The following is an 11,543-nucleotide window of genomic DNA, read 5'->3' as shown; positions in this document are numbered from 1 at the left end:
AACGGCGTTCACCGAGCATAGCGGGCGAACCGCGTTCAAGCCGGGTGGTTTTCGGTGGGTGGCGGCGTGAGCAGGCCCGATACCGCGCGTGGCCGGGGCCGGCCGGAGTTATCGGGCATAACGGGCAACCAGCTCGGCGCCGAGGCGGGCCAGCTCGGCCCGGACCGACGCCGGACCTTCGACTTCGACGAGCGCGCCCCACCCCGCCAGCTCCTGCGCGATCATGATCGGCGCGGGCGCGGCGACCCGCACCCGCACGCGGTCGTCCGGCAGCTCGGCCACGAGCTCGCAGTGCCGCCCGAACCGGTCCCGCATGACGCCGAGGTGGCGCCGGTCCAGCAGGACGTCCGCGGTGAGCGGCGAACGGCGCTTCTCGACCTCTTCGACGACCTCCTCCCACACCTTCGCCAGCTCCAGGTCCGTCGGCCGGTCGGCCGGCTCGGCGGTGGGAGCGGCCGCGGTGATCCGGTCGACGCGGAACGTGCGCCGGCCCTTCTCGGTGCCCGCGACCAGGTACCAGACGTCGTTCTTGTCGACCAGGCCCCACGGATCGACGAGGCGCTCGCGTCCGGTGTAGGTCAGGCGGACGCGGCGGCGGGCGACGACCGCGTCCCGCAGCAGCCCGACCATCGGCGGCCGGTCCTTCGGCCGCTCGCCCCAGCCGGCCTGGTCGACGACGACCGCGTCCGCCGCCGCCTCGGCGGCCGCGCGGAACGTGCCCGGCAGCGCGCCCATGAGCTTGCGCAGCGCCGACTTGACCTCCGGCGCGGCGGCCGCGGCCGGGCCGGCCAGGAGGAACAGGGCCTGCGCTTCGCCGGCGCTCAAGCCCGAGAGGTCGGTGCGCGCGCCGCCGACGAGCTGCCAGCCACCGCCGCGGCCGGGCTGGGGGTAGACGGGAACCCCGGCGGCCGAGAGGGCTTCGAGGTCGCGGCGGGCGGTGGCGACCGAGATCTCCAGTTCGACGGCCAGCTCGCGCGCGGTGACGCGGCCGCGTGCCTGCATCAGCAGGAGGGTGGCCACGAGGCGGTCGGCGCGCATGGGGGAAGTGTCGCAAACAAAGTGCTCACTCCGTGCGCACTTTTACCCCGCATGCTGGCTCCACACCCGCTGAAGAGGAGCAGACATGCTGCGAGGAATGGCCACCGTTTCGTACTTCGCCGATGACCACGAAGCCGCCAAGGAGTGGTACGCCGGGTTCCTCGGCATCGAGCCGTACTTCGAGCGGCCCGGATACGCCGAGTTCCGCATCGGCGACCACCAGCACGAGCTCGGGCTGATCGACCGGAAGTACGTCCCGGCGAGCCGGGGCGGGGCGAGCGGCGAGATCGTCTACTGGCACGTCGACGACCTCGAGGCGACCGTCGCCCGCCTCCACGAGCTGGGCGCGCGGGAGCACGAGCCGATCACCGAACGCGGGCCGGGATTCGTGACGGCGTCGGTCGTCGACCCGTTCGGGAACGTCCTCGGCGTGATGACCAACGCGCACTACCTGGCGGTGCTGGCCCGCTGACGGGGTGTGCGGCGACACCACGGGATCTTCGCGACTTGTAGCCGCCGCGCACATGGCCCGCGACGCGGGTCACGCTTACCGTTCCCGTCCATGACCAGCGATCTGGACGGGCGCACCGCCCTCGTGACCGGCGGGGCCGGGGGCATCGGCCTCGCCTGCGTCCGCGCTCTCGCGGCGGCCGGGGCCAAGGTGCACGTCGTCGACGTGGACGCCGAAGGCGCCGAAGCCGCCGCCTCCGAAGCCGGCGGCTGGGCGCACACCGCCGACCTGACCGACCCGGCCGCCATCGCCGCGCTGCCCGCCGAGGTCGACATCCTCGTCAACAACGCCGGCATCCAGCACGTCGCGCCGCTCGAGGACTTCCCGCCGGAGGTCTTCACGCGCATCCAGGCGCTGATGGTCACCGCGCCGTTCCTGCTCATCCGGCACGCGCTGCCGTCGATGTACGCCAAGGGCTGGGGCCGGATCGTCAACATGTCGAGCGTGCACGGGCTGCGCGCGTCCGCCTACAAAGCCGCGTACGTCGCCGCCAAGCACGGGCTCGAAGGGCTCTCCAAGGTCGCCGCGCTCGAAGGCGCCGAGCACGGGGTCACCAGCAACTGCGTGAACCCCGGGTACGTCCGCACCCCGCTGGTCGACGGCCAGATCGACGCGCAGGCCGCCGAGCACGGCATCCCGCGCGACGACGTCGTCGCCGAGGTCCTCCTCCGGCGGGCCGCGATCAAGAAGCTCATCGAACCCGATGACGTCGCTTCCCTGGTGGTGTGGCTGTGCTCCCCGCGCGCCGGCCACATCACCGGGGCGTCCATCCCGCTCGACGGTGGCTGGACCGCCGCCTAGATCCCGCCAACCCCACAAGGAAGTGGAGCCCGCAGTGAGCCAACCCCACCGGTCGGCGATCGCCAAGATCGTCGGCGCGAGCCTGATCGGCACCACCATCGAGTGGTACGACTTCTTCCTCTACACCTCGGCCGCGGCACTGGTGTTCAACAAGCTGTTCTTCCCGACGGCGGACCCGCTCACCGGCACGCTGCTCGCGTTCCTGACCTACGCGGTCGGGTTCCTCGCCCGCCCGATCGGCGGCCTGGTGTTCGGGCACTTCGGCGACCGGCTCGGGCGCAAGAAACTGCTCATCGTCAGCCTGTCGCTGATGGGGGGTTCGACCGCGCTCATGGGCGTCCTGCCGACCTACGCCTCCGCGGGCGTCGCGGCTCCGGTGCTGCTGACGCTGCTCCGCCTCGTCCAGGGCTTCGCGCTCGGCGGGGAATGGGGTGGCGCCGTCCTGATCGTCTCCGAGCACGGCGACGACCGCCGCCGCGGGTTCTGGGCGAGCTGGCCGCAGTGCGGCGCGCCGGGCGGCAACCTGCTGGCCACCGCCGTGCTGGCGATCCTGTCCGCGACGCAGTCCGACGCGGCCTTCCTGTCCTGGGGCTGGCGGATCCCGTTCCTGCTCTCGGCGGTGCTACTGCTGATCGGGCTGTGGATCCGGCTGGCCGTCTCCGAGTCGCCGGTGTTCCTCGCCGCTCAGCAGCGGGCCGCGGAGCGCGGCGAGAAGCACGTCCCCGTCGTCGACGTCTTCCGCCACAACTGGCGCGAGGTGCTGGTCACCATCGGCGCCCGGATGGCCGAGAACGTGTCGTACTACGTGATCACCGCGTTCATCCTGGTGTACGTCACGACCGGCCTGCACCTGCCGAAGGGCATGGGCCTGACCGCGGTCCTGATCGGGTCGGCCGTGCACTTCGTGACCATCCCGATGTGGGGCGCGCTGTCCGACCGCGTCGGCCGCCGCCCGGTCTACCTGTTCGGCGCGATCGGGATGGCCGTGTGGAGCTTCGCGTTCTTCGCGCTGCTGGACACGAAGTCGTCGGCCGTGATCGTCCTGGCCACGACCGTCGGGCTGGTGCTGCACGGCGCCATGTACGGCCCGCAGGCCGCGTTCTTCGCCGAGCAGTTCCCGACCCGCGTCCGCTACACCGGGCTGTCGGTCGGCGGCCAGCTGTCCTCGATCGCCGCCGGCGCCGTCGCGCCGCTGATCGCGGTGGCGCTGTTCTCGGCCTGGGGCAGCACCGTGCCGGTGTCGCTGTACGTCACGGGGATGTGCCTGCTCACCGTGATCGCCCTGCTGGCGGCCGGCGAGACCCGCGGCCAGTCCCTGCACGACGAGGGCGTTCAGGCGGAGCAGGCGACCGTTTCGCCCTAGCATGACCGCCGTGACCGCACCTTCCGACGCGTTGCGCCGGCTGCTCGACCTCCTCGCCTCCGGGGCGAGCACCGAGCAGCTGGCGCACGTCGTCGTGGCCGCCCGCGCCGAAGGCTCCCTCGGCGCGGGCGATCTGGCCGCGCTGGCCACCGCGGGCGAGCTGGCCCTGCGGATCCGCGAGACCCTCGACGAGCACCGGCGGCGCGAAGCCCAGGTGGGCGCGTTGTTCGCCACCGCGAGCGAGCTCGCCGCGCTGTCCGACCCGGACACCGTGCTGCGCTCGATCGTCCGCCGCGCGCGGGCACTGCTCGGCGTCGACGTCTCCTACCTGTCGCTGAACCGGGAGGCCGAGAACAAGACCTACGTCCGGGTCAGCGACGGGTCGGTGTCGGCGGAGTTCCAGCAGATCGTGCTCGGCATGGGGGAGGGCCTCGGCGGGCTGGTCGCGCAGACCGCGCGGCCGTACGCGACTTCGGACTACTTCAACGACGAGCGGTTCAAGCACACCCGGCACATCGACTCCGGCGTCAAGGACGAAGGCCTGACCGCGATCCTCGGCGTTCCCCTCGCGATCGGCCCCAAGGTGCTCGGCGTGCTCTTCGCCTCCGACCGCGCCACGCGGGAGTTCACCGCGGACGAAGTGGCCCTGCTGTCCTCGCTGGCCGACCACGCGGCCATCGCGCTGGACAGCGCGAACCTCCTCGACCAGACACGCCGCGCGGTCGCCGAGCTCAACGAGGCCAACGCGACGATCCGCGCGCAGAACGAGGCGATGGAACGCGCCGAGGACGCCCACGACCGGCTCACCGACCTGGTGCTGCGCGGCGGCGACCTGCCGGACGTGGCCGCCGCCGTCGCCGGTGTGCTGCACGGCGACCTCACGGTGTACGACGCCGAGGGCACGCTCCTGGCCAGTTCGGCGGACCCGGTCGCCCTCGACCCGGCCGCGCTCGCCGCGGCCCGCGCCGCCGGGCGCGCGGTGTCCACGAAGGACTGCTGGGTGTGCGCGGTCCAGGCCGGTCCTGAACTGCTCGGCAGCCTCGCGCTGGCCGGCCGCCCCGGGCTGACCGAACCCGACCGGCGGCTGTTCGAACGCGCCGGCGTCGTGACGGCGCTGCTGCTGATGCTCCGGCGGTCGGTGGTGCGGGCCGAGGACGAGGTCCGCGGCGAGCTGCTCACCGACCTGCTGACCGCGCCGGACCGCAACCCCCGTGCGCTGCTGGCCCGCGGCCGCCGGCTGGGCATCGACCTGTCGGCACCGCACGCGGTGCTGGTCGCGCACGCCGACGGCGGTTCGCGGCGGCGGGTGGCGAGCGCGGCCGCCCGGCACGCGACCCTGGTCGGCGTGCACGCGGAGGAAGTCGTGCTGCTCGGCGAAGGCGACCCGGACGAGCTGGCCCGGCGCGTGGCGGCCGACCTCGGCGCGGCCACCGGCCGCCCGGTCACGGTGGGCGCGGCCGGCCCGGCGAGCGGCCCGTCGGCGATCGCGGACGCCCACGCGGAAGCCGCGCGCTGCGTCCGCGCGCTGCTCGCACTCGGCCGGACCGGCGAAGGCGCGGCGATGACCGGGCTCGGCTTCCTCGGCCAGCTGCTCGGCGACCGCGCGGACCTCGACGCGTTCGTCCGGCAGACGCTCGGCCCGGTGCTCGACTACGACGAGCGCCGCGGCACCGAACTCGTCGCGACGCTGCGGGCGTACTTCGCGAACGGGGCGCAGCTGGCGCGCACGAAGGACGTCCTGCACGTCCACGTGAACACGGTGGTGCAGCGGCTGGAACGGGTGGCGTCGCTGCTGGGCGAGGACTGGCAGGCGCCGGACCGCGCGCTGGAGATCCAGCTGGCCCTGCGCCTGCACCGCCTCCGCGAAGCCTGAGGGGTCGGTTCAGGATTCTGACCGGCCAGCTGCGGGAGCGGCTCGAACCCCTGCTTCCGGTACACCCGCGGCGGTTCCGCCACCCCGGCCGCGAGCGCGCCGACGACCGCGTTGTCCGGCGCCTCCGGGGTCACCTGCCGGCGGCCTGCGCATCCGCACCGGACGACGAGCCGACACGCCAGCTCGTTCCGAACTGACCTCTAAGCCACCGCGACGATCAGCTTGCCGCGCCGCGGCCCGCGTTCGGCGGCGGCGTGCGCGGCGGCGGCGTCTTCGAAGACCGCCTCGACGGGGACGCGGAACCGGCCCTGCTCGAACCAGCGGGCCGCCGCGGCGAGGCCGTGCCGTCCGTGCGGCTCGCCGCCCAGCACGCCGACCGATACGCGGACGCCGTGCGCCGGGCCGCCGAAGTCGGCGAGCGTGACGACCGACGACGGCGTGCCGGTGAGCGCGACCAGCTCCGGCAAGGAACCCCTCCCGGCGACGTCGAGCGCGGCGTCGACCCGGCCCGGCACGCGCTCGCGCAGACCCGGCCCGTACGGCACCGGGGTGGCACCGAGGCTTTCGACGAACTGCTGGTTGCCGGGCGCGGCGGTGCCGATCACCCGCGCGCCGCGTGCGAGGGCGAGCCCGACGGCGAGGCTGCCGACCCCGCCCGACGCGCCGTCCACCAGCAGGGTCGAGCCGGCGCGGAGGCCGAGCAGGTCGAGGGCGCGGGTGGCCGTCTCGATCCCCGACGCGGCCCCGGCGGCCTGCGCCCACGGCATCGAGGGCGGTTTCGCCGCCCAGAAGTCCAGCACCGCGAACTCCGCGGTGGCCCCGCCGAGCCGGGCGACGTCGACCGCGCCGAAGACCTCGTCGCCGGCCGAGACGCTGTCGGCGGCCGATTCGTCGACCACGCCCGCCGCGTCGACGCCGGGGACGTGCGGCAGGGCGATCGGCGAGCGCGACTTCCCGGCGCGGATCGCCAGGTCGACCGGGGACACCCCGGCGGCCCGCACCCGGACCCGCACTTGCCCGGGACCGGGGTGCGGCTCCGGGAGTTCTCCCCTGGACAGGACTTCCGGCGGACCGAACCGCTCGAACCGAATCGCGAACACGGGCCTACGGTAGGGGTGATCACGGGCGAGGAACGGGAAGTGAGAGCCGTGCGGGAGCGACAGACTCGGAAACGCCGGACCGACGCCGAGCACAACCGCCGTCACCTCGTCGCCGTGGCGCACACGGCGTTCGCCGAGCGCGGCCCGGACGTACCGGTGCGCGAGATCGCGCGGCGCGCGGGGCTGGCGCCGGCGACGGTCCACCGGCACTTCCCCTCGCGCGACGACCTCCTCGCGGCCGTGCTCGCCGGTCAGGCCGACCGGTGCGAGCGGGAGCTGTCGGCCGCGCTCGCCGACCCGGACAGCCGCCGCGCGCTGACCCGGACGTTCCACCGCTTCGGCGAGTGGCGGGTCCGGGAGCCGGGGCTCATCGAGGCCATGGGCGGGCCCGGGTTCGCCGACCGGCGCCGCGCGCACGCCGAGGCGTTCGCGCGGCTGGTCGACCGGGCCCGCGCCGACGGCGTCCTCCGGCCCCGGGTGTCGCTCGACGACGTCCGGGTCGCGCTGCTGGCGATCCCGTCGGCAGGCCCGGCGGCGCGCCGGCTGACCGCGGTGCTGCTCACCGGCCTGCTAGCACTGCCCGTCGGCGAGCACCCAGTAACCCGGTGACGTCTCCTTCAGCGCGTGCGTCGTGAAGGTGTTCCACAGCCCCATGGCCTGGTTCGAGCCGTTCGCGTTCACCTGGCCGCCGCTCTGGTGCGCGCGCCCGGCCTGCGTGTGGGCGTAGTTGCTGGCGCTCACGCACGTCCCCGACGGCGGGGTGCTCGTCGTCGTGGTCGGCGGCGTGGCCGTCGTCGTGCTCCCGGATCCCTTGTCCAGCCCCCAGAACACGCCGGTGTAGTAGCTGGAGCAGATCCCGGCGAGGAAGTACGCGCCGGTGCTGCCGCACTGCGTCGTGCCGGAGCCCGGGTCGACGGCGGTGCCGTGGCCCATGCCCGCGATCGAGTACAGCTGGACCCGGTCGGCGTAGTTCGTCAGCGTCGTGCCGCCGGGCAGGGACTGGGTGCTCGTCGGCGTCTGCGAAACGCCGTGCACCGCGGTCCACTGGTCACGCAGCTCGGTGCCGTTGACCGGGTAGACGGTGTAGTCGCCGGTGCCCTGCCAGATCGCGACCCGCGGCCACGGCCCGCCGTAGCCGGGGTTCTGCGCCGTGACCTTCGCCGCCCACTGCGCCGGGCTCAGGTTCTGGTTGTTCTGCTGGCAGCTCGACGCCTGCGTGATGCTCGTGGCGCACTGCGCGGGGATCCCGGCGTCGATCCCGCCGCCGGCGAAGACGTCCGGGTACGCGGCGAGCAGGTCCGCGGTCATCGCGCCGCCGGCCGACAGGCCCGTCACATAGACGCGGGAGGTGTCCGAGCCGTGGTCCGCGACCGCCTTGTCCACCATGGACTTCACGGACGCCGCCTCGCCCTTGCCCCGGGTGTCGTCGGCGGGGTCGAACCAGGTGAAGCACTTCAGCGAGTTGTTCGCGGTCGACGTCTGCGGGAACACCACCTCGAACCGCCACCGGTCGGCCAGCTCGGGCCAGCCGGAATGGGCGTAGTAGTCCGCGGCGCTCTGCGTGCAGCCGTGCAGGGCGACGACGACCGGGCGGCCGGACTCGAGCCCGGCGGGGGTGTAGGTGTACATCGCCAGCGCACCGGGGTTCGAGCCGAAGTTCGACACCTGGACCAGTGACGACGGCGGTGGGTCGGCGGCGGCCACGCCGACGGTGGTGAGCGCGGCGGCGGCGATGACGGCCAGTCCGGCGAAGGCGAGCTTGCGCATGGGGAGTCCTTCTCGTCGTTGAGAGGGTTTCCAGCGACGCTAAGACGGCTCGGCGGTTCGGACCATGTGGCCGTCCACCACATCGCGGCGCGGTTTCATGGTGACCGCCGGGATGGCTCGGCGGCGGCGCACGCGCTTGAGTTCTGTCCCATCGACGAGACCGGAGGTGGACCGTGCGGGGTTGGCTGACCTTGGTGGTGGCGGGTGCGCTCGTGGCGGCGCTGCCCGCACCGGCGACGGCGGCGGCCGGGCGCTGCCGGGCGGACGTGCCGGGCGCGGAGAAGTCCGTCGCCGTCTGCCTCGATGACCTGACGACGACGGGCACGCTCGCGACGGGGCACACCGTCGAGGCCGACTGGGCCGGGCTGACGTCGGCGGGACTCCCGTCGCCGAGCGGCGTCCCCGGCGTCCAGGTCGACGGGTACTTCCCGGACTCCTCGACGTCGAACGCGAACCACGGCTGGAACCACGACTCCCAGTTCGTACTGCGGATGCCCGACCGCTGGAACGGCGGCCTCGTCGTCGCCGGCGCGCCCGGCGTGCGCCGCCAGTACGCGAACGACCGCGCGATCGGCGACCAGGCACTGGCCGAGGGCTTCGCCTTCGCCGCGACCGACAAGGGCAACACCGGCGCGGCGTTCTACACCGACGGCGTCCGCCCGGGCGACGCGCTGGCGGAGTGGAACACGCGCGTCACGCAGCTGACGCTGGCCGCGAAGGGCGCGCTGACCCGCCACTACGGGCGCCCGCCCGCGCGGACCCTCGCCGCCGGCCTGTCCAACGGCGGCTACCTGGTGCGGTGGCAGCTGGAGAACCGGCCGTGGCTCTACGACGGTGGCGTCGACTGGGAGGGAACGCTGTGGCGTGCCGACGGGCCGAACCTGTTCACGTTCCTGCCCCCGGCACTGCGGGCGTACCCGGCGTACGCGGCGGGGTCCGAGGCCGCGCACCAGTCCATTTTGGACGCGGGGTTCGCGCCGGGGTCGGAGTTCCTGTGGGACTACCACTACCGCGTCTACTGGGACCTGACCCAGCGGATCTACCGCGAGGAGGTCGACCCGGCGTTCGACGGCGCGGCGCTGGCCGGAACTCCGTTCTGCGCCTCGGGAACGCCGTCGTGTGACGCGGACTACGCGTACTCGTCGCGGCCCGCGCCGGTGGCACGGGCGGTGGAGCGGATTTCGCTGACGGGCCGGATCGGCAAGCCGCTGCTGACGCTGCACGGAACGCTGGACACGCTGCTGCCGATCACCCGCGACTCGGACGTCTACGACCGGATGATCAGCGACGCGGGCCGCGGCGCCCTGCACCGGTACTACCGCGTCGAGGGCGGCAACCACGTCGACGGCCTGGTCGACGTCTACCCCGACCAGCTGCGTCCGCTCGGCCCGTGCTTCCGCACGGCGTTCGACGCGCTGACGGGCTGGCTGCGCGGAATCCGGCCCCCGGCGTCGGCGACGATCGCCCGCCCCGCCGGCGCGACCCCGGCGGAGCTGGCGACTTCGTGCGACCTGGTCAGTCACCCTTGATCAGGTGGGTGGCCAGTGCCGGGCTGAACGTTCCCGCCGGGACGCCCGTGCCGTAGCCGCAGCTGCCGTCGGAGTCGCCGGGGACCTTGATCCACAGCTGCATCTCCGGGCCGCCGCCGAGCTGGGAGGGCGCGCCCAGCTTGCGCTTCGGTGGGTTGCACCACTCGGAGTCCGTGCCGTGGCCGTTGCCGTTGCGGCTGGAGTCGACCACGAACGGTGCCGCGTAGCCCAGTGCCGAGCCGACCGCCTTGCCGTACGTCGTCGACTCGGCCGTCGAGTAGAAGTTCGACACGTTGAGCACGAAGCCGTGGATGGACTGGACGCCCACCTGCTTCAGCCGCGACGCCATCGTGGCCGCCGGGATCCAGGTGGCGTTGCCGCCGTCCATATACGCCCAGGTGTTGGGCGCCTTCTGCGCGAACTGCGTCGCCGCGTACTTCAGCAGGTCGACGCGGTCCGTGCGGGCGGTACCGGTCAGGCAGTCGAGCTGGGCCAGTGCGTCCGGCTCGAGGACGACGATCGCCGGCTTGCCGCCGATGCCGTCGGCGAACGCCGAGATCCAGTCGCGGTAGGCCTGCGGGCTGCCCGCGCCGCCGGTCGACTCGCCGCCGCAGTCGCGGCCGGGGATGTTGTAGGCGACCAGGACCGGCAGCTTGTCGGCGACGTCGGCGGCGTAGGTGTACTTGTCGACCGCCGTGCGGATGTCGCCGCTCCAGGTGCCGAACCAGCGGGCGCCGGGCTTGGTCGCGATCGACGTCCGGATCGGGCCCGCGAGACTGTCCGACGCGTGGTCGCGGACCCACACCGCCGGGTTGGAGTCCGGGTCGACGTAGAAGCCGTTCGTCTTCTCCAGCGGGTTGCCGTCCGCGGCGAGAGCCGGGGACGCGAGGCCGGCCAGCGCCAGCGCGGCGGCCATGAGACAGGTCGAAATGCGCATTCCGGGAGTGTGCCGAGTGCGGGTACACGAGCCGTACAAAACCGGGGTGAACCGGTGGCCCCGGGTGGCCGTACTACCTGGTGAGGGGGCTGCTTTCCGGCTACCCCGAAACGTCCCGGGGTCCGCGGAACCCGTTCACGTCGAAGAGCCAGGTGTCGGCCATGCTTCGGAAGAACCGTCCATCCGGAAGTGAACGCCATGCTGCTACCCGTCGCCGGGGCCACCTGATGGCCGCGGACCTGCCCGGCCTCGTCATCGTGGCCGGCGTGCTGCTCCCGGCGCTGGCCGCCGCGGCCTGGGCGATCGCCCTCGAGCGGCGCCGCCGCCTCCCCGAGCCGGACGAAGAGCCCGACTTCACGGTGGCCGGCATCCAGGCGCGGCTGCGCTTCGAGCAGGCGGCGCGCCGGCTGGCGGAGGCGGGCACGATCGCGCTGCCGACCCTGCCGATCCCGCGGCAGACGGGCCGCGAGACGTCGCTGGACGGGCTGCCGTGGCGGGTGCCCCGTGCCCTCCCGCCACCGCGCCCCGGCGGCCGCAAGCTGGTGCCCCAGCTGGCGTTCGCGGCCCCGGACAGCGACCTCATGCGGCGCATCCTGGACGGCCTGCGCCAGCTGGACTGAGGCA

General features: G+C 73.6%; 11 protein-coding genes. 7 read left to right on the top strand and 4 right to left on the bottom strand.

Annotated features, from left to right (window positions below):
• Positions 1-108: 108 nt before the first annotated feature.
• The gene (locus SD460_RS46510) at positions 109-1,038 is read right to left on the bottom strand and encodes a helix-turn-helix transcriptional regulator (RefSeq protein WP_318307797.1); all 930 of its coding nucleotides are present in this window, start codon (positions 1,036-1,038) and stop codon (positions 109-111) included.
• Between the two features lie 85 nt (positions 1,039-1,123).
• Here SD460_RS46510 and SD460_RS46505 point away from each other — a divergent pair, with 85 nt between their 5' ends.
• The 4 genes from SD460_RS46505 to SD460_RS46490 all read left to right on the top strand — a co-directional run bounded on the left by SD460_RS46505 (position 1,124) and on the right by SD460_RS46490 (position 5,586).
• Positions 1,124-1,510, top strand: a complete 387-nt coding sequence (locus tag SD460_RS46505; RefSeq protein ID WP_290062781.1) for a VOC family protein — start codon at positions 1,124-1,126, stop codon at positions 1,508-1,510.
• A gap of 90 nt (positions 1,511-1,600) precedes the next feature.
• On the top strand, positions 1,601-2,350 hold the full coding sequence (locus SD460_RS46500) for a 3-hydroxybutyrate dehydrogenase (RefSeq protein WP_290062782.1): 750 nt from the start codon (positions 1,601-1,603) through the stop codon (positions 2,348-2,350).
• Positions 2,351-2,384: 34 nt separating this feature from the next.
• Positions 2,385-3,713 (top strand): MFS transporter, encoded by a 1,329-nt coding sequence (locus tag SD460_RS46495; RefSeq protein WP_290062783.1) that lies wholly within the window; start codon positions 2,385-2,387, stop codon positions 3,711-3,713.
• A 1-nt stretch (position 3,714) separates the two neighbouring features.
• Positions 3,715-5,586, top strand: a complete 1,872-nt coding sequence (locus tag SD460_RS46490) for a helix-turn-helix domain-containing protein (RefSeq protein WP_318307796.1) — start codon at positions 3,715-3,717, stop codon at positions 5,584-5,586.
• Positions 5,587-5,786: 200 nt separating this feature from the next.
• Here SD460_RS46490 and SD460_RS46485 read toward each other — a convergent pair whose 3' ends face one another.
• Positions 5,787-6,686 carry an NADP-dependent oxidoreductase gene (locus tag SD460_RS46485; protein ID WP_290061703.1) on the bottom strand — a complete coding sequence of 300 codons (900 nt, stop codon included), beginning with the start codon at positions 6,684-6,686 and terminating at the stop codon, positions 5,787-5,789.
• Between the two features lie 48 nt (positions 6,687-6,734).
• Between SD460_RS46485 and SD460_RS46480 the strand changes: the two genes are divergently transcribed.
• On the top strand, positions 6,735-7,295 hold the full coding sequence (locus SD460_RS46480; protein ID WP_318307795.1) for a TetR/AcrR family transcriptional regulator: 561 nt from the start codon (positions 6,735-6,737) through the stop codon (positions 7,293-7,295).
• On the opposite strand, the gene SD460_RS46475 is transcribed toward SD460_RS46480, so the two are convergent.
• Complete coding sequence (locus SD460_RS46475) at positions 7,257-8,453, bottom strand: extracellular catalytic domain type 1 short-chain-length polyhydroxyalkanoate depolymerase (protein WP_290061701.1); 1,197 nt, start codon at positions 8,451-8,453, stop codon at positions 7,257-7,259. The two genes, SD460_RS46480 and SD460_RS46475, sit on opposite strands and share 39 nt — an antisense overlap.
• Before the next feature lie 191 nt (positions 8,454-8,644).
• Here SD460_RS46475 and SD460_RS46470 point away from each other — a divergent pair, with 191 nt between their 5' ends.
• Entirely contained in the window at positions 8,645-9,982 is a 1,338-nt protein-coding gene (locus SD460_RS46470; protein ID WP_290061705.1) for a 3-hydroxybutyrate oligomer hydrolase family protein, read from the top strand.
• On the opposite strand, the gene SD460_RS46465 is transcribed toward SD460_RS46470, so the two are convergent.
• On the bottom strand, positions 9,969-10,919 hold the full coding sequence (locus SD460_RS46465) for a glycoside hydrolase family 6 protein (RefSeq protein ID WP_318307794.1): 951 nt from the start codon (positions 10,917-10,919) through the stop codon (positions 9,969-9,971). The two genes, SD460_RS46470 and SD460_RS46465, sit on opposite strands and share 14 nt — an antisense overlap.
• A 227-nt stretch (positions 10,920-11,146) precedes the next feature.
• On the opposite strand from SD460_RS46465, the gene SD460_RS46460 reads away from it, so the two are divergent.
• A complete protein-coding gene (locus SD460_RS46460; protein WP_290061699.1) occupies positions 11,147-11,539 on the top strand; it encodes a hypothetical protein in 393 nt (130 codons plus the stop codon).
• Positions 11,540-11,543 lie beyond the last annotated feature (4 nt).

It is taken from the genome of Amycolatopsis solani (assembly GCF_033441515.1).
In the GTDB taxonomy this organism is placed as follows: Bacteria; Actinomycetota; Actinomycetes; order Mycobacteriales; family Pseudonocardiaceae; genus Amycolatopsis; species Amycolatopsis solani.
The sequence above is the reverse complement of the archived record's forward strand: the minus strand, read 5'-3'. Positions and strand labels throughout refer to the sequence as shown.

Excerpts from the sequence above, each read along its gene's own strand:
- SD460_RS46475 (WP_290061701.1), bottom strand. The coding sequence starts at position 8,453 with ATGCGCAAGCTCGCCTTCGCCGGACTGGCCGTCATCGCCGCCGCCGCG.
- SD460_RS46490 (WP_318307796.1), top strand. The coding sequence starts at position 3,715 with ATGACCGCCGTGACCGCACCTTCCGACGCGTTGCGCCGGCTGCTCGAC.
- SD460_RS46465 (WP_318307794.1), bottom strand. The coding sequence starts at position 10,919 with ATGCGCATTTCGACCTGTCTCATGGCCGCCGCGCTGGCGCTGGCCGGC.
- SD460_RS46510 (WP_318307797.1), bottom strand. The coding sequence starts at position 1,038 with ATGCGCGCCGACCGCCTCGTGGCCACCCTCCTGCTGATGCAGGCACGC.
- SD460_RS46460 (WP_290061699.1), top strand. The coding sequence starts at position 11,147 with ATGGCCGCGGACCTGCCCGGCCTCGTCATCGTGGCCGGCGTGCTGCTC.
- SD460_RS46500 (WP_290062782.1), top strand. The coding sequence starts at position 1,601 with ATGACCAGCGATCTGGACGGGCGCACCGCCCTCGTGACCGGCGGGGCC.
- SD460_RS46505 (WP_290062781.1), top strand. The coding sequence starts at position 1,124 with ATGCTGCGAGGAATGGCCACCGTTTCGTACTTCGCCGATGACCACGAA.